General features: G+C 42.2%; 24 protein-coding genes. 20 read left to right on the plus strand and 4 right to left on the minus strand.

Going from position 1 to position 24,210, the window contains the following annotated elements; all coding sequences use genetic code 11:
* Positions 1–353 precede the first annotated feature (353 nt).
* The 8 genes from ACLIN2_RS13930 (at position 354) to ACLIN2_RS13965 (ending at position 5,871) form a co-directional block, all read left to right on the plus strand.
* Positions 354–614, plus strand: a complete 261-nt coding sequence (locus ACLIN2_RS13930; protein WP_411504305.1) for an LPD28 domain-containing protein — start codon at positions 354–356, stop codon at positions 612–614.
* 248 nt (positions 615–862) lie between these two features.
* Positions 863–1,393 carry a hypothetical protein gene (locus ACLIN2_RS13935; protein WP_411504306.1) on the plus strand — a complete coding sequence of 177 codons (531 nt, stop codon included), beginning with the start codon at positions 863–865 and terminating at the stop codon, positions 1,391–1,393.
* Between the two features lie 77 nt (positions 1,394–1,470).
* Positions 1,471–2,076 carry a hypothetical protein gene (locus ACLIN2_RS13940; RefSeq protein ID WP_411504307.1) on the plus strand — a complete coding sequence of 202 codons (606 nt, stop codon included), beginning with the start codon at positions 1,471–1,473 and terminating at the stop codon, positions 2,074–2,076.
* Between the two features lie 20 nt (positions 2,077–2,096).
* Positions 2,097–2,714, plus strand: coding sequence for a hypothetical protein (locus ACLIN2_RS13945; RefSeq protein ID WP_411504308.1), 618 nt, complete (start codon positions 2,097–2,099; stop codon positions 2,712–2,714).
* 40 nt (positions 2,715–2,754) lie between these two features.
* On the plus strand, positions 2,755–3,360 hold the full coding sequence (locus tag ACLIN2_RS13950; RefSeq protein ID WP_411504309.1) for a stalk domain-containing protein: 606 nt from the start codon (positions 2,755–2,757) through the stop codon (positions 3,358–3,360).
* Positions 3,361–3,721: 361 nt separating this feature from the next.
* Complete coding sequence (locus ACLIN2_RS13955) at positions 3,722–4,483, plus strand: hypothetical protein (protein ID WP_411504310.1); 762 nt, start codon at positions 3,722–3,724, stop codon at positions 4,481–4,483.
* Between the two features lie 36 nt (positions 4,484–4,519).
* Positions 4,520–5,260 (plus strand): hypothetical protein, encoded by a 741-nt coding sequence (locus ACLIN2_RS13960; protein WP_411504311.1) that lies wholly within the window; start codon positions 4,520–4,522, stop codon positions 5,258–5,260.
* A gap of 152 nt (positions 5,261–5,412) precedes the next feature.
* Positions 5,413–5,871, plus strand: a complete 459-nt coding sequence (locus ACLIN2_RS13965; protein ID WP_411504312.1) for a hypothetical protein — start codon at positions 5,413–5,415, stop codon at positions 5,869–5,871.
* Between the two features lie 344 nt (positions 5,872–6,215).
* Here the strand turns inward: ACLIN2_RS13965 and ACLIN2_RS13970 are convergent, their stop codons facing one another.
* Positions 6,216–7,433: an IS256 family transposase gene (locus ACLIN2_RS13970; RefSeq protein ID WP_411502676.1), complete on the minus strand. Its 1,218-nt coding sequence runs from the start codon at positions 7,431–7,433 to the stop codon at positions 6,216–6,218.
* Positions 7,434–7,952: 519 nt separating this feature from the next.
* Between ACLIN2_RS13970 and ACLIN2_RS13975 the strand changes: the two genes are divergently transcribed.
* Genes ACLIN2_RS13975 through ACLIN2_RS13985 form a run of 3 tightly spaced genes read left to right on the plus strand, consistent with a single transcriptional unit; the run spans position 7,953 to position 10,077 of the window.
* Positions 7,953–8,291 carry a hypothetical protein gene (locus tag ACLIN2_RS13975; RefSeq protein ID WP_411504313.1) on the plus strand — a complete coding sequence of 113 codons (339 nt, stop codon included), beginning with the start codon at positions 7,953–7,955 and terminating at the stop codon, positions 8,289–8,291.
* 15 nt (positions 8,292–8,306) lie between these two features.
* On the plus strand, positions 8,307–8,855 hold the full coding sequence (locus ACLIN2_RS13980) for a hypothetical protein (protein ID WP_411504314.1): 549 nt from the start codon (positions 8,307–8,309) through the stop codon (positions 8,853–8,855).
* The gene (locus ACLIN2_RS13985; protein ID WP_411504315.1) at positions 8,839–10,077 is read left to right on the plus strand and encodes a hypothetical protein; all 1,239 of its coding nucleotides are present in this window, start codon (positions 8,839–8,841) and stop codon (positions 10,075–10,077) included. The genes ACLIN2_RS13980 and ACLIN2_RS13985 overlap by 17 nt, the downstream gene beginning before the upstream one ends.
* Positions 10,078–10,228: 151 nt before the next feature.
* Here ACLIN2_RS13985 and istB read toward each other — a convergent pair whose 3' ends face one another.
* Entirely contained in the window at positions 10,229–10,972 is a 744-nt protein-coding gene (istB, locus tag ACLIN2_RS13990; RefSeq protein WP_411502740.1) for an IS21-like element helper ATPase IstB, read from the minus strand.
* Positions 10,969–12,477 carry an IS21 family transposase gene (gene istA / locus ACLIN2_RS13995; RefSeq protein ID WP_411502739.1) on the minus strand — a complete coding sequence of 503 codons (1,509 nt, stop codon included), beginning with the start codon at positions 12,475–12,477 and terminating at the stop codon, positions 10,969–10,971. The genes istB and istA overlap by 4 nt, the downstream gene beginning before the upstream one ends.
* Positions 12,478–12,622: 145 nt before the next feature.
* Between istA and ACLIN2_RS14000 the strand changes: the two genes are divergently transcribed.
* The 5 genes from ACLIN2_RS14000 to ACLIN2_RS14020 all read left to right on the plus strand — a co-directional run bounded on the left by ACLIN2_RS14000 (position 12,623) and on the right by ACLIN2_RS14020 (position 19,291).
* A complete protein-coding gene (locus tag ACLIN2_RS14000; protein WP_411504316.1) occupies positions 12,623–14,179 on the plus strand; it encodes a helix-turn-helix domain-containing protein in 1,557 nt (518 codons plus the stop codon).
* Positions 14,180–14,243: 64 nt separating this feature from the next.
* Positions 14,244–15,110 carry a ThiF family adenylyltransferase gene (locus ACLIN2_RS14005; protein ID WP_411504317.1) on the plus strand — a complete coding sequence of 289 codons (867 nt, stop codon included), beginning with the start codon at positions 14,244–14,246 and terminating at the stop codon, positions 15,108–15,110.
* Positions 15,111–15,174: 64 nt separating this feature from the next.
* On the plus strand, positions 15,175–16,176 hold the full coding sequence (locus ACLIN2_RS14010) for a TIR domain-containing protein (protein WP_411504318.1): 1,002 nt from the start codon (positions 15,175–15,177) through the stop codon (positions 16,174–16,176).
* 508 nt (positions 16,177–16,684) lie between these two features.
* Positions 16,685–17,296, plus strand: a complete 612-nt coding sequence (locus tag ACLIN2_RS14015) for a hypothetical protein (protein WP_411504319.1) — start codon at positions 16,685–16,687, stop codon at positions 17,294–17,296.
* Between the two features lie 9 nt (positions 17,297–17,305).
* Positions 17,306–19,291 (plus strand): phosphoadenosine phosphosulfate reductase family protein, encoded by a 1,986-nt coding sequence (locus ACLIN2_RS14020; protein WP_411504320.1) that lies wholly within the window; start codon positions 17,306–17,308, stop codon positions 19,289–19,291.
* 56 nt (positions 19,292–19,347) lie between these two features.
* Here the strand turns inward: ACLIN2_RS14020 and ACLIN2_RS14025 are convergent.
* Positions 19,348–20,705, minus strand: a protein-coding gene (locus ACLIN2_RS14025; RefSeq protein WP_411504321.1) for an IS3 family transposase whose coding sequence is annotated in 2 segments (ribosomal slippage) — positions 19,348–20,252 and positions 20,252–20,705 — 1,359 coding nt in all. Because the reading frame shifts where the segments join, the coding sequence is not laid out codon by codon here.
* A gap of 186 nt (positions 20,706–20,891) precedes the next feature.
* Between ACLIN2_RS14025 and ACLIN2_RS14030 the strand changes: the two genes are divergently transcribed.
* The 4 genes from ACLIN2_RS14030 (at position 20,892) to ACLIN2_RS14045 (ending at position 24,129) form a co-directional block, all read left to right on the plus strand.
* Positions 20,892–21,515, plus strand: coding sequence for a VanW family protein (locus ACLIN2_RS14030; RefSeq protein WP_411504322.1), 624 nt, complete (start codon positions 20,892–20,894; stop codon positions 21,513–21,515).
* A 179-nt stretch (positions 21,516–21,694) separates the two neighbouring features.
* On the plus strand, positions 21,695–22,219 hold the full coding sequence (locus ACLIN2_RS14035; RefSeq protein ID WP_411504323.1) for a hypothetical protein: 525 nt from the start codon (positions 21,695–21,697) through the stop codon (positions 22,217–22,219).
* A gap of 87 nt (positions 22,220–22,306) precedes the next feature.
* Positions 22,307–22,933: a fumarylacetoacetate hydrolase family protein gene (locus tag ACLIN2_RS14040; RefSeq protein WP_411504324.1), complete on the plus strand. Its 627-nt coding sequence runs from the start codon at positions 22,307–22,309 to the stop codon at positions 22,931–22,933.
* Between the two features lie 284 nt (positions 22,934–23,217).
* Positions 23,218–24,129, plus strand: coding sequence for a C40 family peptidase (locus ACLIN2_RS14045; protein ID WP_411504325.1), 912 nt, complete (start codon positions 23,218–23,220; stop codon positions 24,127–24,129).
* Positions 24,130–24,210: the final 81 nt, after the last annotated feature.

Genomic DNA, 24,210 nt, shown 5'->3' on the forward strand with positions numbered 1-24,210 from the left:
ACATAGATATTTCAATAAATCGGTAAAGATGATATAATTTCACTACTATCAACATATTTAATTCAATTTCTTGTATCGGACAAGCGTCTGATATCAATTAATTTATAAAATCCGCTTCTACAAGAGCGACCAAACTACATTTTGTAGTCATTTTCTCGTTCCCGAGAGATTGGTTTGGTTTCTGCTGTGGGTGCGGTTTTTTTATGCCCAAAAACAACCAACATTACTTTTAAGGAGAGATTGTAATGAGTAAACGTGAGGTAGCAATCGCACTAAGTAAAATTCAGAGACTTCAACAACTGAAAAGCTTAACAGTTGTTGGGTCAATCAAGCTGAAATAAGTAGGTGTGAACATGACAGAATGGAGAGCTGTTGCGTTCAGAGGCCAGGAAGTAAATGTTTGTGAAGCTCGCATTAAGAAGGAGAGTCGAGATCCAGACCTTTACTATTATGAAATTCGTCATAGTGATTCGGATTGGGGAAATCCAGTTACGATTGAAGAAGCCGTTGTTGTGAATTTTTTTGGAATTCTGATTTCCAAACTTCCTCTTCAATTAGGACCTAATAGTTGCATACGGCTAAATAAGGCTGAGCAGCAGCTATTTTCCTATTAAGGAGGGACATGATGACTAAACTTCCAGACGTTTGGAACGAAATGAGTCAAGCTGAAAAGGCTGAATTGTGGAGTGCCCTACAAGATGAGCAAGTAGAGGCAGAACGATCATATTCACGAAGAGATAAGCGGGTATATTGTCATCGATGTGGCCGCTTAATAAGGAACGGTTCCGTTTCTTTTTTTGAAGGATATCATATTGATTCTTGCTTTTAAGTAAGAAAATTACTCAATGAAAGGTTGAGAAAAATGTCACCTTACCATTATGCAAGCATTTCTATTCCGACTCGTTTTATTAACGGTGAAGTGAAAGATTGGATCGTAGAAGAAATTAATATCTGGAATTTTGATAACGCAACAGAAGAGGATGGGGTAACATTCTTTGAACATGAGCATGCTTGCCACGGCTACTTCCATAACTTAGAGGAGAAGCTGGTGGAAGCACAAATCCCATTTGATCGAAGTTCTTCGGGCAGCGGTGAAACAAAACCTGAAATCAGATATTATCGTCCAGGTAGTATTGATAAGACGATAATGGTTACAAATGACGGTGATTCCTATATTGAAACCTATGAACTGAAGAAGTTGCTTAATTTGCCAACGCCTACTGATGTCCTGCTAAAATTGATCGATTTGATCGTATTGCGATCATGCTATTTAGAACCAGGGCATATCGCCCTGGTTCTTGAAAAGAGTGGTATAAATAACAAGCATTCAGATTGTAATTTCCTAGGATATACAAGGGCACAACCAAAGCAACATGTCGAATTATGTAAATAGAAAACGATTGTTATCAAAATTTGATCATGGTATTGTAAATTGGTAAATTATAGAATTACAGGGAGGAAAAACAATTAATGAGAAAAACAACTATTTCATTATTATCGTTGATTTCGTTTTGCTTACTGACCACAACAGTGTACGGAGTTGACGCGAAAACAAATGCAAATGCTTTTTGGCCTGGAGGAGGGTTGGGTTATAGTAAGTATGCTAACTTAAAATACTATACTTCTAAAGACGTAACAGATTTAGGCTACATAACCTACGTAAATGATGCTATTAAGGAATTTGATTCCATATCTAATGCGGATATTGGCTTCGTGAAGAGTACAGGTAGTGATTCTTGGATGCAAATTGTTGTAGATGAAGACAATGGGAGTGAGTATGCTCGAGATGCGTTTGGGTATATGTCACCATGGAAAATTGATCCTAAAACTACTGCTTATGTAGATGCTTCAAATTATGAGACTTGGGATAAAACCAAAGTTTGGATAAATGACTGGGTTATGAATCAATATAAATTTACACCAGAACAGAAAAATAAGACTGTTATTCATGAGATCGGTCACGTATTTGCTATGGACCATCAATATGATGGGGTGAAATCAGTGATGGTTTCCGGGCAAATTAGTTACCCTGATCTTCAAACAGTTGATATTCAAAATATTCAATGGAAATATTAATAAAAGGGAGGAACAGGAGCATGAAAAAAAAGACAGCTGGAATTATTTCTACACTGCTTATAGCTGCACTGACGATTGGAATAACAACTAAAACAGACATAATCTTTGCTAAATCTGACGGACCAAAAGTTTATTCAATCCAAGCAGATTACAAAATGTTTGATGATTATAAGGACTTGGAGAGTCATTCACCAATAATTGTGCAAGTAAAGTATTCAGGTGAACGAGAAACAGTTCTACCAAAGGATATTGGTGATTTTTTACCATACTCAAAAACAAAGGTTAATGTAAAGAGTGTTATTAAAGGCGATCTAAAAGAGAAAGATGAAATAATAGTGTTAGAACCTGCTGCGCTAGATAATAAGAAAAATGCTTTTGTCACTACAGAAGGCTATAACCTATTAGATAGAAAGGGTAAATATACTTTGTTTTTAAGAGCAACTCCACTGAAAGATACGTATCAAATTGTCGGAATGTATCAAGGAAAATATGATCATTCAATAACCAAAGAATCAAAAAAGGATGATAACCAGGTTGTCACTTTTGATGAAGTAGAAGGCGAAGAGGTATTTGGTGAGAACGTCAGACATTTTAATAAGTTAAAAAAACAAGTTCTCAAGAAGCATAGTTGGGAATAAGTTAGGTTATTACCCTTTAGAAAAGGGAGGATAAAAGCTTGTGAAAAAATTTGTATGCGGTTTTCTTATCGGTGGATTTCTTTTTGGATCAATGAATGCATTTGCTGAACCTTTATATCAAATAGCAGTAAGATTTAACGTTAAAGATATTGTAGTGAATGGAAATAGTCTGCCGCTAGCAAATAGACCCATCAATTATAATGGCATAACCTATGTTCCTGTTAGAGCAATTGCAGAGAGTTTGGGATATGAGGCAAAGTGGAACGCTGAAGATCAATCTGTTGAGATTAATATAGCAAAAATGGTTTCGTTAGTGACAGTAGACATGGTTAAACAAGCAATAAAAGCACAAGGGTTACCATTAAATGACCATAAACTATCATATTACACACTTAACAAGATTGAGCCAGTAAGCTATCAGATAGGAGAAATGGAACACGTTCACATTTATGTTTATAAGTCTTATGAAGATCGGGTCAGAGGACGCATGGAGTTTGAAGTGATTCAGTCAAAAACAGATATGAATGTTCCATTTATCTATGAGGCTGGAAATGCATTAATATTTTATGTTCCGTTTAAAAAGGAATTACAATTAGATAAGAAATTGCAAACAGCTACTGCGCATCTGTTATCCCCTAAGGAATGAACTAAAATTGGCAAAAGCACACTTGTTGGTTATTTAGATCAGCAGCGTTTACATTAAGATCAAATGCATAAGCCTTTGATCTTTTTTGTGTTGCGGCTCATGCCGAGGAACCAAGGACACATGGATTATGATTTTTAAAAAGGAAATATTTATAAAAAATACCTTAAAACTGAAACTAATGCATAATAAAGATCGTCTTTAAAGTGAAAGATATCAAGCGGCCTGGCTTGACATATTGTCTTTTGGTAAATCAGTCATGTATATACTACGCTAATAGAATAATTAAAAGATTGAAATTTGGAAATAAATGGATTAATATAATTTATAGTTAACGGTAAATACAATATATGGAGGTTTATGGATGAAGAAAATTCTATCAAGCTTTGCCATAGCACTTGTTCTAGCAGTGTCAAGTTTCACATCTGGACATGGTCTTGCTGCACCAGAGGAAGAAAAAATTCTATACAAAGCTGAAATGAAATCGGAAAAGGAACTTCGAAAGGATGCTTTATCTGGAAAAAAAGATTACGATTTCAAAAATCTAAAAGTTCAATTAACTGATGAGGATGGTAATATTGTCAAAGATTTGAGCGAAAGCACTCACTACACAGTCCAAAAATTGAAAGAAACGAAAGTAGGTGAACAAGTACTTAGTGATTATGTTGTATATGCTCTTGCTGATTATGATGCAAGAGACCAAGATTCTAACCCGGGAATTAACTTTACTCAGACTGTTTGGATGTGGACAAGCATTCTTAAAGAGAACAATATTGACGTATGGGGGAAAGCAACTCGATACGAAGCCAAGTGGGAATTAAATGATGGCAACGGTTTAACGATTAAAGGCGGAGAATTCAACGCGAGTGCAAATGGGAGAAGTAAATCTACTGGTAAAACAATAATGTCAACCGATCCAACACCATACTATCCACCATCTTGGGGAAGAACTTATGTAAAGCTCCCAACTTGGGATTATATACGAATTGACGACCAATACGGGGCTTTCGGAGCCAGGGTAGCTACTGCTTACACCGCTAGAAGTTCAAGCTCTACTTTGTACAGCACCGTAGTTGTTGGTAGCGGAAGTCTTCCTTTTGAACCATGGGTTCCTAAACAACCTTAGTCATAGTGAACAAGTCTAAAATTAGGAGGTATTAGAATGAAAAAAATCCTATCAAGTGCAGCTTTAGCATTAATCCTAGCTGTAACAACATTTGCTTCCGGGCATGGTTTTGCAGCAGCGAAGCAAGAAAAGATTCTTTACAAAGCTGAGATGAAGTCTGAAAAAGAACTCCGGAAGGATGCCTTATCAGGTAATAAAGAGAGGGAATTTAAGAATCTAAAAATTCAATTTAAAGATGAAACAGGAAAGGTTGTCAAGGATTTAAGTCAATATAGCCATTACACAGTCCAAAAGCTGAAAGAAACACAGGTGGGTGAACAGGTAATTAGTGACTTTGTAATTTATGCAGTCTCTGATCCCACTGGTTACAACGGAATGGATAACGACTCAAATCCTGCGTCTAACTTTACCCAGACAGTTTGGATGTGGACTAGCATCATAAAAGAAAACAACATTGATAAATGGGGCAAAGCGACTCGATACGAAGCAAGGTGGGATTTACACGACGCAAACGGCTTGACTATACAGTCAGGAGAATTCACTGCCAAAGCGAATGGGATTAGCAAATCCACTGGAAAAAATGTGAATTATAGCGATCCGAAACCATACTATCCTCCTTCTTGGGGGCAACAATATATAAAAACTCCGTCTTGGGATTATGTTCAAATTGATAACCAACTTGGTGGGTTTGGGGCTCGACTAAAGACCCCTTATACCGCAAGAACTTCCAGCGGTACATTATATAGTACTGTTTCTGTAGGCAGTATTTCATTTTAAAAAACAGAGCAATGAACGGTCCTATGAAGACCGTTCATTGTTTAATTTTTTCGATTAAGCATTTAGTCTTAATGTTGGGGCTTTATGCTATTTAAATAAGCATATTTTCAAAGGGTATACATAAATTTAAAAATGAAACGGAGGCAGATCTATTGAACAAAGCGATAAAAGTGTCTTTCGTGTTTGTCCTGTTTCTTCTTGTTGTAGCATGTTCCTCAAACGATTGGTCATATCGCTACGAAGGCAAGTCTGAAAACTGGAAAGTAGTAGCTGATATTATTCCAGATAGTGAAAATGGAGCACGATTCATAGGTAAGATTGATCATTTATCAGAAGAAAAAATCAAGCTGATTCAGTATGAGGCTACAATGACAAATACAAGCCAATTGGAAGGGAAAATTGAGAATCCTATTTTTAACAATGGGTTTATTATTTTGTTTCAGGATCTACCAAATACAGAAAGTGCAAAAAAGGAATTTAAAAATGGCGTAACGGAAGACGAAATAAAACGGTTCTTCGGAGATTATCCTGTTTATAAGATTACCTGGATAGATGAGCAGGGAGTCGTACATAGTGAAACCATTCAGTTGAAATTTGTAGAACCAACTTAATATTATTTCGTAGTAAATGCATTAATTCAACAAGAATAAACATTGAATTTCCTTAGTTCTCAACTGCTGCTCAGGGAACTTCGAATTACTGTTTGCACTATCTTAAATAAGGGCAACTTAGGAAAAGACAAAGAATAAGATAGCTTTCCCTTAGACTAACTGGGAATGTAAATTATTTTGTGTAAATGGGTTTTTAAGAAATGAATAGCTACATCAAAGGCTTTACATGGAGGGGCGGGCATGATAGGCTGGTTCGCCGTGCGATGCATGTCTTTACAAGAATCGCCCGATCGCAAGATCTCATGCCCGCAGAGGCTCCATGTCAAGCCGGCTCAACAGTTGGATTAGGCGGACAGCTCCGCTTGCAATCGGTCTCCAAAATGGATGGCAAGCTGCGATATACATTCTTTCCAACTCCTGACTGGCATAGTCCACTTCTTCGAAGCCTCAATAGTTGCAAGATAGATGATCTTTCGTAGGGCATCGTCAGATGGATAGGCAGTTTTCGTTTTTGTTACCTTGCGGAGTTGACGGTGATATCCCTCAATAACATTCGTGGTGTAGATCATCTTGCGAATCTCTGGAGGATAGTTAAAATAAGCGGTCAACTCAATCCAGTTATTTTCCCAGGAACGTATAATAATAGGATACTTCTTCTCCCATCTGTCTTTAAAAGTAGAGAAGGCAACCTCGGCTTCTTCTAATGTAAGAGCTTGATAGACTTTCTTTAAGTCTGCCAAGACTAGCTTTTCTTCTTTGAAGGGGACATATTTCATGGAATTCCGTATCTGGTGGATGACGCATAGCTGAATCTGAGTTCTCGGGAATGCAGCATGAATTGCCTCTGAAAACCCTGAAAGTCCGTCCTTACAAGCAATCAGGATATCTTCTACCCCGCGACTTTTCAACTCCGTACACACATTTAGCCAAAAGCTAGCACTCTCGTGCTCACCAATCCATATACCCAAAATGTCCTTATGTCCAGACATGGTAATACCTAGAACGCTGTATGCTGCTTTATTGATGATCCGATTATCTTGGCGAACTTTAAAGTGGATAGCATCAAGAAATACAATGGGGTAAACGCGGTCAAGCGGTCTGCATTGCCATTCCGCTACCATTGGCATGATCTTATCCGTTACTTTACTGACCATCGCCGCTGACACCTCGATCCCATATAAATCCTTCATGTGCTCCTCGATGTCTCGCGTAGACATTCCTTTCGCATAGAGAGCAATGATTTGCTCTTCTAAACCATTTACGGTAGTCTCGTGTTTTTTCACAATATGAGGTTCAAATTCGCCGTTGCGATCACGAGGCACACGAAGTTCGGTGTTGCCAAACTTCGTTTTCACCGTCTTTTTGCTGTAGCCATTTCGACTATTGCCAGTATGGTCGCCGTCGGAACTATGCTTGTTGTAGCCTAAGTGATCATCCATTTCAGCTTCAAACAACTGCTGGATTGTGTCACGAAACAGGTCCTTCAGCATCACATGGACATCCTCGATGGTGCGGCAATCCTTTGCTAATTCTTTGATCGTAAGATCCCTTTTGTCTTGCATAAATGATCATCTCCTTAATGGCAAGTTTAACCATTTACACAAAACTTTTTACGCTCTCGACTAACTCGGCTAAGAAAAAGCTATCTTTTTTCTTTCTTTTCTATGTTCTGTGCTGCAGGAGGATCATATGAAGTTACTGTGAGTGTGCGATTCTTCGCACATATCTTTTTATTTTTGATCCAGGATATTTCTAATAGGAGGTGATTTATAAATCCTTCCACAATGTAATAAAGGTTGCCTGGATTTTCTAGTCAACAAGAAGCCCAGATCTTCAGGGCTTTTCACTTTCATCTGAAAGTGTTAAACTATACATATATTTTCCATCTAATTTTGTATCATATTTCACTTCCTGACACGCGTCTACGGAAGTCTAACTCATGAATCCACTCTCAAATGAGTGACCAAAACTACAAGTGATTGTAGTCATACCCATTATGGGTTTTTGGTCGTTGATTTGGGCGTGGTCTTTTTTTTGCCCAAAACCAACCAACAATCACTTTTATGAAAGGAGGGAAACCAATGACATTACGCTTGAAAAAGGAGAGTTTTTTTAGCTTGCTCACAGTAGATGCAATGTCGGATGAAGGGGCAGAAGTACTTGAGGGAGCCATGCGTGTTATAAACCTGGCTTACTATTCTTCCTTCGCTCGACTAGGAGAAGTCGACTTATCGTCATTTACGTATGAGCATGCAGAGCGTGCACTAAATGAGATGTTATTTTATGAGTCAGATGATTATGGAGAAGATGAGGGTATTAATTATTCAAGCCCAATCACTCTATTAAATCGGCATGCTGGTTTCAAAAACATTCTCAAAAAAGTAAAGCCTCATAACCAGAGGAAGAAGCGCCTTATTTAGTTAGGAGGAGTAAGAGTGTCAAGAAGTCTGTTTTTAACCTATGATACGAAATCGGAGATCATTGAAGCCATTGACAATCTTCTTATTGCCAAGCGATTGCTGGAGTGCGGATCGTTATCTCCAGAAGCTACTAACTTCATTGAGAATTACGCATTTATGGGTGGAGATTCCTTGTTTGAAAAGGGAGTCTCTTTTTTATTTGGAAGTCCGGCAAGTACCGCTGTGACCAATGAAGATGAAGAATATGTCTTCGAATTTCTTTCCCCGCTGGTTAAACGGTGGGATGAGCTCTCCGAACTTCATGGTGCTCATCCTGCATTTCAGGAGCAACGAAGCGGGTTAGAAACAGCAATAGCGGAATTGTATTGCGACGATGGAGATATGGTCGTTGAAGGAACGTTTATCCCGGGGGGATTACGAATCAAAGTCTTAGGTTTTCCTGGGTGCTTCAATCGGATATTTAAAAATTACGCTGCCATGAAGTCGCGATTGGAAAGAGCGGTCGAAGAATGGAGTCATTACAATGACAATTTGGAGGATAAGCGAGATGTCAGAGCAAGTTAATGAGCAAGAGACAGTTGTGCGATTTCGAGATGATACAGAAGTTGCAACCGTTGAGGCTTGGGATAATGGACTGCGAGTAATGTCCAAAAAAGTGAGTATCGAGAATATCGTAGTTAATCTCCTGGATATGGTTGAGACGCAGGATGTCGTGGAGTTGCTTGGCCGAAACGGTTTCCTTGAAGAAGGCATGGAGAAAATCATCGACGAGTATACCGGCCTTGCCCCCGCTACGGCTCTCTCTATCTATATAAACAGGGTCAATCGGGAAGAGGATATGCAACTTGTTGCGAGCCTTTTTAAGGCGATCGTCGAGAAGTTTGATATGAGCAAAGTTGATCCCCAGAGTATGGCAAAGATAATGGAGTTAATGCTGCATCGTATTGGCAGGGTGGATGACGCAGCGGTGAATGGGGCTTATCAAGAACTCTTTATAGAGCTGCTTAAGAAAGTACAGATCGCGTTGGCTTCTCATACGCTCGTCTCGAGAGTACTGAAAGAACTCCTCACGAAGGCATTGACGGAGCAGGATGTGGAGACGGTAGAATCCATGTTTGAGGTATTAGCGGCAAAAGCTCGACCTCATTGGATTCAAAAAGTGCTGGCGCCACATGTGAGCAAACAAAAAGTAATAGTAACTCCGATTCTCCCTAAGAACACGGTGTTCTACCAGCAGCAGCTGGATGGAACGCATATCGTTTGTTTGGAGGTCGAGCGTCAGAGGATTAATACGATTTATCGTAAAGAAAAGTTTGCATCTGTGGGACATCCAAAGATGCTTTTTGTCTTTTCAGTCTCTGGTGAGAATATTACGAACTGCAAAGTCTATGCGGTCAAAGATTTACGACTGAGTAAGGAGACGGAATTGTATCGTTTTCCGTTTTCCAATGTGAACGATAACTTTTCTGCGTGCTGGCCGGATCTCAATTCATTTCAATTGAAAGAGATAGCTCAATTGGAGACACTCCCGCTGTTTTTTCTTGAATCTCCATCTAACGATCATTTGTATCGGGGAAGAGAGCTGAAAGAAGTCTTTGCTGCTTTAGAGAACAAAGATTTTGATAACAGCTTACTGGAGCGAACGGGCCTTACTTTTGGTACCTATTTTGGGATAGGACCAGAGGCAAAACCAGAGCCAGATGATCGAATAACCGATGATGAAGATGATATCGAAATGGACGAGCTTGATGAAGTTAACGAGTTCGAAGATTTCGATACTGAGTAATTATTCGCGAAGAGTGAAAAATGACTATGACAAAAGGAGAAATGAAAAATGGGTGTGAATGTCAATCAAAAAGTTGACCACCGTGCTCATCAAAAAATTGACCACCATGGCAAAAATCAATCCACCCTACGGGTGGGTAACTTTTTCATGATCACGATCTTTGGATGCTTTGCTTAAAGCGATAGCTGTCCCCATTCATGGCAAAGATATGGGCACGATGTGTAAGCCTATCAACTAAAGCTGCTGTCATTTGTTCATCTTTAAAAATTTGCGTCCAATCCGCAAATTCAAGGTTACTGGTGATGATGATGCTCCCTTTTTCATAGCGAGCTGCACAAAATTGAAATAATAATTCCGCCCCTGTTTTGCTTAGGGGAACAAATCCGACTTCATCTAGAATGATCAAATCGGTTTTGAGCCATTGTTTCTCCAACTGAAGGATTCGCTTTTGGGACTGGGCTTCCATGAGCTCGTTGCATATTTTCGCAGCTGTCCAAAATTGTACGGAATAACCATGGTGACAAGCCTCCTTCCCAAGAGCAATCGAGAGATGTGTCTTACCCGTACCGGAGTTTCCGATAAACATGATGTTTTCTGCCTTCTCGATGTAATCACAACGAGCAAGTTGTAACAATTTCGGTTTATTAAGAGACGGAATCATAGAAAATTCATATTGATCGAGTGTTTTCGTTGAAGGGAATTTGGCATGCTTGATCCGACTGGCGATTTGATTTGCATCCCTTTGCTGCACTTCTTGTTCCAAAAGAGCGAGAAGGAATTCCTCATAAGGGACTTGTCGTTCGGCAGCATCATTGGCCATTTCCTTATAGAAACGTTTAATAGCCGGTAATCGAAGCCGTTTAGCATAGGTTTCAAGCAAGAAAGTTGTACTCAATGCACCACACACCTCTTTTGTAACAGACGATTGTATTGGTTAAGATCGGGAGTTTTTACTTGAATACGCGGAACAGAACTATCTTCAGTCAACGAGAGTTGAGGCATACGATGCTCTGGTAACGTACGATGAAACAACAATTGCCTTACGGCATCATACTGAAACATCCCCTTTTGGCAAGCTTCCTCTAATGATTCCTCCACAAGAATAGTATCGAATTCACGATGTAATAACAGGAGTCGAACAAACTCCTTCATTCCACCTGGTCGATGGCGGCACTTGTCTAAGAACTGTTGGTAAATTGGGGGTAGCCCCGCCTGATGCAAAGGTCTGGCATACAAAACGGCACCTGGTCGAGTCAGAAGCAAATCCAGGTAGTGATCGTATTGCAAAAGCTCTTTGCCACTTTCTAAGCATCTCTCATGCTGAGCAATCAATTTGCTACCATGGTACACTTCAATCCGTTCGGCAAACACCTTGCAAGTAAGCTCGGTAGATGCGTGTGAAACAGGAACAGAATAGGCATTTTTCTCAAAGTGAAGCATAGACAAGGTATTGCTTTTCACAGACACGATACGGCAACAATCCAGTGGTTGTGGAGGCAAGGGGAGCATAACGTGCTGCTCTTGTACAAAGGCTTCTCCAACGGTTAAAGATGACCTAGGAACGGTAGTTGTCTCGTAAGAGATACATTTCTCAAGAAGGAAATGATTTAATTCCTCTAGAGAAGAGACACTTGGAACCGGGGTAAAAAACTGCTTTTGGATGAACTTTACGAGATTTTCTACTTGGCCTTTTTGATGCCCTTTTCCCGGATCGCAGAAATGACTTTCGAACAGGTAGTGAGAACGAAGCTGGACAAATCGCTCCTGTTCCTCGCGGTTCTTACCTTCCAGCACCTTCTTTACGGCTGTTGTCAGATTGTCGTACGTAACAGTCTGAGGAACAGCACCGAAAAATTCAAAGGCATCGACATGTCCTTGAAGAAGAGCTTCTTGCTTTTGATGAAAGAAAGTTTTGACAAAAATCTTTCTGCTGAAGGTGCAACGCATACAAAAGACTTGAACTTTTACCTGCTTACCCTGTAAAAGAACAGTAACCTCGCCCCAGTCAAATTGGGCAAATTTCCCTGGCGGGAAGTCGAGGGGGACGAACGCTTTTGGAAGAGAAACGCGTAGTTGTCTGACGTAACGTCGAACTGTAGATTCACCACCGGTGAATCCGTATTCGTCGACAAGTCTCTGATAGATACGGGTGGCAGTATGACGCTGCTTAGGGGGAGCCTGTTCATCTTGACGAAGCCATTCCATGATGATGGGTTGCACAGAATCAATGACTGGTTTCGGTTTTGGTTGCGAAAGCTGGTATACAGGGATCTCCGTTGATTTCAAGGCTTTTCGTATGACTTGACGGGAATATCCGGTTTCGCGAGAAATTTGCCGAATCGGCTTCCCTAGCAGAATGTGTTGTTTCCTGATAAACTCATAATTAGCCATCTGAAGCATTTCCTTTCCTCCTATACCTTGATGTCTCAGCAACTTCAAGATACAGGAAAGAGGAGCTCAGGTGGTCAACTTTTTTATGAGCGATGTACCACTAGGTGGTCAAGAATTAGATTAGCATTCACAAATGGGATCGTTTGATAAGCTAATGGGTGATATCTACAATAACTTTGATAATGAGGAGCAACAACAATCAGCTGGGGATGATCTGGTGGATGTCCCTACAGAAGTCATTGAGAACCAAGTGGCTGTAGACGAATTTTTGGACGAGCCGGCAGCAAACTCCGATGAGATGGAAGTACCCCAGGCTGAGGAGCAAGCGGATGATCAACCTAATGATCCGATTGTGGGATCTACTGAGGGAGAAAAGCCCGCTTTAGATAATACCTCGGAAATTTCGGTCACTCTTTCAAAAGACGGTCAGTATAGCCTATTTGGAGAAGATGACCTTATCGTGCTTAGCGGAAATGGCGAAGACGAAGAGAATGGGTGCAAGGCAACCCCAGCTCCTAAGACGTCGGGTAGCAAGAAAACGGGTAAAAAGGATACCAAAGCTCCTTCAGCTCCAGTAAAGCCGAAAGAAGAGCTGAAGGTGACAGCGGAATGGACCCTTCATTACTCTACCTTATCCATCCGTATTGGCGACCTGTTCCCGGACATGACTGACACCGAAGAAAAAACACTCGAGGAAGTTCGTCAGAAGATGGAGGAAAGCTTTTTTCAATTCACACGTTCTCGCGTGAAATGGGATTACGACAAAGAGGAGAAACGGTTGTATCCGGACGTATTTGCAACCTCCAAAGGTGCTGATTTTAATACTGAAATCGGAGCTCGATTAAAGAGAGCGAGACAGTCAGTTGGTATGGATCAACTTGAGGTTGCTGCCTTCCTTGGCATTGATAAGAGTACAATTTCAAGATACGAAAGCGGAGAGCGTACACCTGATGTTTTTACGATTGGACAGCTTGCAGAATTGTACCGAGTCACTACGGATTTTTTGATTTCTGGAATGAAAGAGATAAAATCCGTAAAGCTAGGGTTGGGTAAGCTGTACCTAAAGGTGGACGAATACTTAAAAGAGGTAGCGGAAGCTGCTGCGGTCCCTCATAGCTATATCACCAGTCGGGATGGCCGGTTATATGAAGCACGAGAAAGCCATTTGGGTAGACTCGTCGTTCCTGCTGCATTTGTTCCTTCTTTGGATGAAGTGAATGCGGGATTCAGGTTTAGCTTACCGAAGATTCCAGGAAGACTGCTGAGCCAAACACTATCCTTTTTTCGGGCATATTGCTCAAAGTGGCAGCAAAATGAAGTAATGACTCTCATTTATTGGGATATCCTTGAGCAAAAGTATATCCTAGAATGCCCATACCAAGAGGTATCGAAAGTTCGCATTGATGCCCAATTCGATGAGAAATACATCGGACGGAATTCAAGTCGGTTTATTCCGGTCATGCACATCCATAGTCACAACATGATGAAAGCCAACTTTTCACCGTTAGACAACCAAAATGAGCTCAGTTATATGCTCTATATGGTTGTCGGGCAACTGGATCAGGAGATACCGGCAGTCTCATTACGGGTAGGTTGCAATGGATCGTATATCAATAACCTCCCGATCGAAAGGTATTTCAATCTCCCTATCTTAAATGATCGGGAAGTAACGTATCCGGTTACATGGGATCAACGCGTTACAATTTTGTAGAATAGAAAAGGAAGTCGGGTATTTACCCGCTTCCTCTTTTTTTATTGAAAAGGAGAGATAAAAAATGCCTAGACAATTAACCATCGTGGAACCAACAAAACGACCGTATTGGCAAATTGTTCAGATTGGAGCCGGTGCCAATGGTAGCCACTTCTTTCGCGGACTAACGCAGCTCATTCGCACGCACGCGAATGCATTCAGAAGCGAAAAGGTTCCCTTTTCCGTTGAGCTAACCATTGTCGATGCAGATTTGGTCGAGCATAAAAACCTATCCAATCAGTTATTTGATCAGGAAGATATTTCTCAGTTCAAAGTGGAAGCTTTAGCGGACCGGTACGGAGATGTCTATGATCTTAGCATCAGACGAGTTATTGAATTCGTAAAGGACATCGACATGATGCGCCGGCTATTTACGGTGCCTGAGGTTAATGAGAATACGCAGATCGTACCGATATTGGTAGGTATGGTCGATAATAACCGCTCGCGTCAGCTTTTTGATGCCTTTTTCCATTCAGATGATGTCAAAGACCTCATTTGGATCGACGCCGGTGTTGAAGGAGTAGAAGTCCTGGATGTGACGAATAGGGAGCTAACCGATGAAGAGAAGGATTTTATAGCGACTTCTGGCTTCGGCGGGCAGGTTGTTTGCGGTGTTAAGAAGAATGGAAGAGTTATCCTGGATCCGGTAACTCGAGTCTATCCAAATGTGTTAGAGGATGAGGAGACGGCATTTCCTGGTGAGAGCTGCGGATCCCTGATCATTAATAACCCTCAGCGGTTGGTAACGAATCGGATGGCTGCAGAAATGGCCACTGTGTTCTTTAATAATCTGCTTCATTCACGTAGCATCTGGGCGCACTACATCAATTTTAGTGCCATGTACGGGGGAGCGGGAGTTACGTTTATCCCAGACAATGTCCATGAGAACTAGCGTATTGGTGGAGAGGATCCTTTTTCCTCTTCCTCTTAGTAAATTATTTTAGGGGGAAAACGAGATGAAACCAAAGATATTTATTGGTTCTTCTATTGAGGGACTTGATGTAGCCTATGCCATACAGGAAAACCTGGAGTATATCGCTGAAGTGACAGTTTGGGATCAAGGCGTCTTTGATCTATCCAGTACAGCCATGCATGATCTCATCGATGAAATCAATCATAGTGACTTTGCTATTTTTGTATTCCATCCAGATGATTATGCCAACATTAGAAGTCATGAGACGATGGTCGTTCGAGATAATGTGATATTCGAATCAGGGCTGTTCATTGGTAGGCTTGGTATGGAGCGGGTGTTCCTTGTAAAGCCGCGGGGCAAAACAGGAGATCTTCCACTTCGAATCGCCACGGATCTTGCCGGAATAACGATCGGTTCATATCAGGATGATCGGATGGACGGTAGGTTAAAAGCAGCATTGGGTCCTTTTTGCAATCAAGTCAGAAAGAAGGTACAGGAATTAGGGCCAATCGCTTCAGTTGATCTGTACCAAAAATTTAAAAAACTTGAGTCGTTTTCGCGATTCATGTACTATCTGGTCCGGTACAGTAAACATACGAAGCATAGTTATTCCCAAATTCTATCCGCTTTCCTGGCTGAGCTGGAAACGACTCCAATGTTCAGTAAAAAAGGCACCACTCTATTTCGTTTGGAAAACGAAAAGGCATGCCTTACTCAAATTGGTAGTTCTGGTGTAGTGAACAGTGAGCCTCTATCGTTTACGCTAGAACATAATAAAAGTAACCCGGATGAGCCAAGTTTTGTTGTCCATGCTTTCGAAAATGGCTGGGGATTGTTTCAGAAAGGGAAACGATTAGGTGAAACGGAGTATCTGTACACGAGAAGAATCGCAGATAACTTCGTTATTTCCATTCATTTTCTCACAGACCAAACCTTAGCAGAGGATGAGGTTGAACAGTTTGATGCCGTTATATATAATCTAAACAAGGACATCTTTGATTCGTTTCATGTGTTCTTGAAAGGAGAGGTTATAGATGGCGAATAGACGTGTTCTTGTTGCAGCTCGCGGTCCTCTAACTCACGGAAGTGTAACGTGGAAGGCTAAACCAAAAAAGGTAATGTCCTCAAAAAATGTAAAGTTCTTCGGGCCATCTGTACTCCGATCGGATGAAGGCTTTACACTCATCGCCTCTGGAAACGGTAAAGTACATTACGGTGTTCCGAGCTTTATTAAATAATTTACTGGGGAGCGGATACTTCCGCTTCCTTTTTTGTAAATAACTTCTCAATTTCTAGAAGTTGGAGGGCAATTTGACTCGATATGTTGTATAGCCAGGAATGACTTCGAGTAGAATTTTGTGGTAAAATGATCGTATCAACATGTTTTTTTTAATCTGTTTCTGGCAGGCGCCGGGAATGAATAACTGACCGAATACACTCTATGCGAGTGATAGACAGTATGAATTGCTCTTTTTGAGCATTGTCTATCGTTGGCATAGGGTGTTTTTTTATCCCTAAAACTACCAACAATCGAATTGAAGGAGACATGAGTGATGAAGAAGAATTTCTTACCATTTAACGTTTCGATCGAACAAACAAGTAGCTATCTACCGGTAGTGAGTGAGAGTCAAGCAAATCAGAGCATTGGAGAGTGCAAGATTTGCGATTCAATCGGAGACGAGGCAGGAGAGAAGTTGGAAAGTATGATTGCCAGCCAGGAGAAGATAGGCTTTCAGTTGCTTGAAAAGTGGGAGTCAGATGACGAGTCAGTAGGGGCAATCATGCAAGCAGGGGAGGTTTACAGCCTCATCATGTTTCATGAGGATTGTAACGAAGTTGATACGATCTATTTGAACGATAACGATCTGAATCATGTACTTAAACACGTGCCTAGCCCCGCTTCTCCTAAAGAGGTAGATCAATTTGAGCATGGTCCCTTGAGCAAGGCGTATGCTTGGGAAAGCCCAGAATACAAAATGGCGTACTTTGCTTTTAATACTCTCTGGGAGGTCATGGAGGAAATGACTGACGAGCTAAAACAGCAGATGGCGTCTTCGATGGGATTATCGGTAGAGGAACTTATTAGTGTTGCTGAGAAATTGTTCACGAATAACGCGGATCCGGATAATGTTAAAGATGACGAGATTACACTTCACGGAGAATGACATATCGAAGTGAATGACGAGAAATTAAAAAGAGGAGGCGAATGCCCTCTGGCTGCGTGTTATTCCAGAGTAGGCAAAAGCCTACTCTTTTTTCATGCAGTTAAGGCGAAATGTATGGACGAAAGATATCAATTTACTGAAGGGGAGCAGCGAGTATCAGTCTCCCAGAGCTTGAAAAAGTGGAATAATACCGTACGTTCCGTGTGGTCCTACTTACAGAATAATGACTTTGATTTTCATGGAGTTGTACGAGATCATAGCGGTGTATTTTCTAAAGGAAATGGATTCATTGTGATTCATCATTTTACTCACGATAAACCAAAGAAACAAATGCAAGGGATAGACAGTGACTTGGTTTGGCGTGATATCATTTCGGCGGATACCACACTTGGGAATTTGTTTGTCTTTTTGGAGCAAGAGGATTTTACACATATGATCCCAGAGCAAGTGTTCATCGATGCCTTTATTCATAGTTTGCTGCTGCCTCATGAGTGGGATTGGCATTTAGAGTCACCTAAAAACAAGCTGATGGTGTGGTTTGAAAAGGATGACACCACGCTGCTGATTGAAGTATTCCCCGCCAAAGAGATGGCACCTTATGGAGTAAGCGGGGCTTTGGATTGGCCAGATCTCACCTATGAATATGAGTATGCATCATCGTTGGAATGGAGTGAGATGTTTGGTATCGAGGAAGTTCAAGTTACTGCTTTAGTGAGAGCGGCGAATGGCGAGGCTTTAACCATATTGGAGGAAATGCCTAGCAATGCATTAGATATTGCGAGAATGGCGATTGCTAAAATCATGACTGAGTCACGCAGGGTATGCCTAGCGTACTCCGGAGGAAAGGACAGCCATGCGTGCCTGCTGCTCGTTCTCCATTACTTGCTAGTTAATCCAGATTGCCAAACGGAAGTCATCGTTGTGAGCTCAGACACCGGTGTAGAAAACATGGTGCTTAAAGAACATATCCTCCGTGTGAAAGAGAGGGTGGAATCTCTGCCACTCTCCATCCCTTTCTATATCGTGGAACCAGAAGAGGAAGATTCGTTTTACACATGTGTCATTGGGAAGGGGTATAGTCCTCCAAGCTCCCTTTTTAAATGGTGCGTTCGCCGGCTTAAATTAGAGCCTGCTCAAAAAATACTTGAGCAGCTGCTAATGCCTGAAGAGGAAATATGTCTCATCCTCGGGTCAAGAGATATGGAAAGTTCTACGAGGGCAAGGAGTAACTCAAAAATTTTTGGAGAGGAATTCTATGGAACTCATTCGATACCGGGTATAAAGACAGCCGCTCCGATCCGGTCCTGGACCGCTGCTGAAGTGGTTACGTACCTCGTGCATGAGAAGGCGCCATGGGAAGGATACTCGAATCATCATCTTCTTCACTTGTACGGATCCGCCGCGGGTGGTTGGAGCGAGTGTCCTACTGCAGCAGCCATTATAAATGAAAACGATGCTGTAAAAGCATGTGGAAGCTCGTCCGGTGCCCGAATGGGATGTGTAACCTGCACCGTAGTGAAGAATGACGATTCGTTGCGAAACATGGCCTTCGATTACCCTGAGCTTCATCGGTATGTTGAGATGCGTGCTGTTCTCAAAGCCTCTCAAGATATTCGATATGGCGGCTATACTGGCTACCAGAGAAAGGGAAGAGGAAGGTTTAGTGGCGGAATCGGTGATCTTACGTTGGATGCACGTACTCTCATCCTCGAGCATATGCACGCTTTGGGGATCAAGTGGAAGGAGAAGGAAGCGCTACTTTCCTATCAAATAGTGTTAGAACGTGAGATTTCGGAAGGAATAGCGATTAGCTCCCGCTTTAGGGAAGCACTCTTTGCCATGCTGCCGGTTCATCCAGGTGTGGTAGGAAGCATGTATCATCCTATTTGGGATCCATGGGGGAGCGGTGTAGATCGTTTTACTGAAGAAGATAGGGCTGCCATTGAGCGTATTATGATGGAGGAAAAAGAACAGAGACTTGAGGAAGCTATTTAATACTTAAAAACCGGCGTCTATTGAAGTGACCCCGAAAAGTTAGACAGATTAATTTATTAGGCAGCCTCTAGGGCTTGAATTCGGTATTGCACCGGACTCAGGCCTTTTAATTTTGCCTTAATTCGTTTGGAATTATAGGATTCAATATATTTGGCTAGTTCTGTCTTAAAGTGCTCCACGCTGTGAAATTCTTTTAGATATAGAAGTTCTGATTTCATAATACCAAAGAAATTTTCCATCACTGCATTATCGTAGCAGTTCCCTTTTCGGGACATACTCTGTGTGATGCCTCGCTCATGAAGGGCATGATGATATTGTTTCATTTGGTAGTGCCAGCCCTGATCAGAATGAATCATAAGAGTATGGTCATCTGTCAATTGTTCAAAAGCTTGTTCTAACATGGTTGAAACTAAGGAATAGGTTGGTCTTGAACCGATTGTATAGGTGATAATTTCGCCGTTAAACAAATCCAATATCGGTGAGAAATAGAGCTTTTCACCAAATAATTTAAACTCTGTAATATCTGTTACCCACTTCTCATTTGGTTTTTCAGCTTTGAAGTTACGGTCCAAAATATTTGGAGCAATCGTACCGACTTTTCCTTTATAAGAGCGATATTTTTTCATGCGGACAAGACATTTTAGCCCCAATTCCTTCATGATTCGCTGGACTTTTTTGTGATTGACTATATGCCCACGATTTCGAAGTTCATCACGGATACGACGGTAGCCAAAGCGTCCTTCATGTTCGTCATAAATGGCTTGAATCAACACTTTTAACTCCCCATCCAAATCTGGACGACCAAAGTTTTTCACGCAAAAATAATACGTACTTCTAGGAATATCTGCGAGTTGAAGAAGTGCTTTCACCGGAAATTCATGCCTTAGTTCATAGACTACTTGTGCTTTGTCTTGCCTGGTGATTTTTCCTTGTTTTGAACTAAGGCATTCAACTTTTTTAAATAAGCATTCTCCATACGCAAACGTTCATTTTCCGCCTTCAATGCCTCTAGTGATCCTTCTGCTGGTACTTGATTTTTCATTGAACTGGAGTTTTTCTTTTGCATAGATGGACGCCCCTTCTTCTTTGATTCAAGGGCATCCAATCCTTGCAATTCCAGCTGCTTTTTCCATTGAATCAGCAACGAATGCGAGATGTTAAACCGTGCAGCTGTTTCCCTGATAGACGTCCCTTGACCGTTCATATAATTGAGTACGTCTAGTTTAAACTGAACCGTGTAACCTGTATAGAGTTTCATAAACGCTTCGGTACCGTGGTGCTGGTAATGTTGAACCCATTTAACCACCTCAGATTTCGCAATACCCATTGACGAGCTAATGGAAGCAAAGTTTTCGTTACCGTTTAAATAGCGGAGAACCGCTGTTATTTTATCTTCCGGAGAAAATTTAGCCATAGAAAAAACTGCACCCCCAATCGTTAGATGTGTCTAACAATTGGGGTGCAGTTCATAATCGGCGGTTTTTTTCGTTGATAGATGTCCAACATTTGCAGGTTGTTGCCAGCTTGCTTCGTGTGTAGAGTAGGAACTGACGAGGATCGAATCATTGCATACAGCTACGAATAAGCGAGGGAATGAACGATGAAAAAATCCTATATATGGACGGCTCCTGTGCTTGCTTCTGCACTCCTGTTTGCAGCGCTGTCTCCGGACGTACCGGTTTATGCAGCCAATGGTACAGCCGAAGAGACTATTCAACCGACACAAGCTGAACTACGAGAGAAATATTTGGACAAGATGGATCTAAAGTCAAAGGATGTCCTGGGCTTTTACCATACGTCTATGAACGGAAGCACGGATGCTCGCAAGCACAACATCAAGAAGGCAATTAAGCGAATCAACGGGCAAAAACTAAAGCAGAATGAAACCTTCTCCTACAATGGAACAGTGGGCAATGCCAACATTTCCGAGGACGGCTGGCAAAAAGCAGGTGCAATCGTCAATGGGCAATTGGTAGAAGACTACGGTGGTGGCATCTGCCAGGTGTCCAGCACGCTGTTTAACGCGGCAAATGAAGCGGGTATGACGATGGTAGAGCGACATGGGCACAGCAAGACTGTCGGCTATGTACCAGCTGGTATGGATGCGACAGTCGCATACGGCTATCTCGATTTTCAATTTGCGAATCCGTTTGATGAGAAGGTGAAAATCAAAGCGAAAACGTTTGATGACGAACATGTCGTAATCGCCATCGTTCGAGACTAATGAATAGGTAGAACCATCTTCAAAGCAGGGAAGGCTCCCCTAGTGGGATATGGCCTTTCCTGCTTTTTTCTGCTGGAAAAAGGGACGAATTGGGCCGAATCTATGGAAAACTGTTGTGCGCTCCCTCATAAATGTAATGGTGCAAGACCATACTGGTTGAAAAAGGGAGGTGGATCATCATGTACGTACAAGTGACAGGAGAGCGTGACAATCTGTCGGTCATTGTGATGGGGGAACCTCTGGCTGGTCAGCCGAGTGGTCCCTACAAGCTGCCTGGCAGGCTTGTGAAAGCACTAAAACCTCAGGACCTCCCGATGGAAGTATGCTTTACACTCGATGGCTCTCTCCCTTCTGGCTACGGGTTTTATCCCGAGGACCGGGTAGTGTTTCAGCGCGGACACAAGGAGCAGTCTTTGTGGATTCGGGTCACTTCTACCTATGTCCAAAGCGAGTGGGATGGGTTTTTCCCCTTGGAAGCAACGCTGCAAGCTCGCAAACAAGCACTGGAGGAACAATCTGGCTTCGTTCAGATCGGGTATGAGGCAGGGGAGCAAATATCCGTCATTCACTATGAATTTGAGTGGGAGCGAACAGAGCCTACGGATTTGGAGTCGGCGCTTGAGGCGATCTGCGACACCGTATGTGAAATCGAAGCGAGGGGAAATGCAAATTTGTGGCCGCGAAAGGGTCCTTCCTTTGGTTAGGCAGGAAAGCTTTTGCACGTACGACGCACCGTGATATAGTTAAAAGGAATTCACAACCAGTTGTCCGTGTAAAAGGAGAGAGAGACTATGAAGAAAATCGGAAATATTTATTGCGTTGGACGTAATTACAAACTGCATGCGGAAGAGCTGGGCAATGATGTGCCGACGAAGCCAATGATTTTTGGCAAGCCGACTCATGCGCTGGCAGAGACAGCTGGTGGGGAGATCGTACTGCCAGGAACTCGCGGAGAGCTTCATTATGAGACTGAACTTATCATTCACATCGCCCGTTCCTATGAGCCTGGAGTGACACTGGATGAAATGGTAGACGAGATCGCATTGGGCATTGATTTTACGTTGCGCGATGTACAAAGCGAATTGAAGAAAAAAGGACATCCGTGGCTGCTCGCCAAAGGGTTTAAAAATTCAGCGATCTTGACGCCTTTTCATGCGTTCCCGGGGCTGGATGAATGCCTGAAGACGGACTTTACCCTGCTGAAAAATGGAGAGCAGGCTCAGCGCGGGAATATTCGCAATGTCATTTTTGATTTAATGACATTGATCCAATATATCTCTGAGCATTTTGGGCTGGAAAAAGGAGATATCATCTATACCGGAACGCCTGAAGGTGTGGGACCGGTAGCAGATGGGGATGAACTCACTTTCCTGTGGGGCGACCAAAAATGGGGAGAATTTACGGCGCGTTTGCGCTAAGAAACAAGAAAAGCAGACGATAAAAAAGCCAGCTTCTGACAGGATCAGGGAGAAGCTGGCTTTTTCTATGGCGAAAGCCCTAGTTGATAGTGATTCTCAATGCGTGTGGTTCCATAGAACTAAAGGGTTGCAACCGCACAGTTTTCCACTCGATTTCCATCTAGTTCAATGCTACCAATTTCCGTATTGGTAAATTTTACGGTCTTATCCTCCAGTTTCCTCCTGAGGTAATCTGACGTTGTACCCACGAAGGGTGCCACAACATGACAAGGAGGAAAAGACAAGTGACGAAACGAGATTGGGTAATGAAGTCAACTGTAGCAGTCATCCTGAGTACGTCCCTGTTAATGGGTGGTCAAGTTGGACAAGCAGCGGCCGCTAGTACGAACTATGAACAACAAACCAGTGAGGTAGCCTCTATCGCCAAATCCATGGTCGGGAAGCCTTACAGCTACAAAGCTTCTGGACCAAAAGAATTTGGATCAGCTGAGTTAGCAACATATGCTTACAAACAGGTTGGAGTAAAAATCGGAAGCACGATCAGTGGTTTATACAAAACTGGAACCAAGGTATCTTCGATCAGCAAGGTGGAAGCTGGGGATCTGGTCTTCTTCTCTTCGAACGGTTCCGGCAGCCCTACTTTTATGGGGGTATACATAGGTAATGGTCAATATGTTTATTCTTCCGAAGGCGAAGGAAAAGTAGTTCTCAAGAAGCTCTCTGACTACAGCAAGAAGTTCCTTGGCGCGCGCAGAATCGTAGAGGACTCGTCGTCGGATAATTCGTCGAATTCGCCAAGTACGCCGGCGTCAGACATCGCCAGCAAAGTCATCAAGAATGGGGAGAAGTATTTGGGAACCAAGTACAAATACGGCTCCAGCAGCAGTACGACCAAAAGCTTTGACTGCTCCTCGTTTACACAGCGTGTCTTCAAGGAAGCAGGAATTACGCTCCCACGTGATTCCCGTCAGCAGTCTACTGTCGGGACAACTGTCTCTAAAAAGAATCTGCAAAAAGGCGATTTGCTCTTCATGAAAGCTTCAGTGAACAGCTCTTCGGATCGCATCACGCACGTAGCGATTTACGCAGGAAACGGCAAAATCCTGCATACTTACGGCAGCCCTGGCGTTACCTACTCCAAGTTCGACGGCACGAACTGGGAAAAACGCGTTGTCAAAATCAAACGTGTGATCTAACTCGTCGGAATCGAGTGAATCATAGGAAACGACTAAGAATCGTAGAGATAGGCTCTCTTGCACAAGCAGGGGGGCCTTGAT

Source organism: Brevibacillus centrosporus (genome assembly GCF_046622605.1).
Taxonomy (GTDB): domain Bacteria; phylum Bacillota; class Bacilli; order Brevibacillales; family Brevibacillaceae; genus Brevibacillus; species Brevibacillus centrosporus.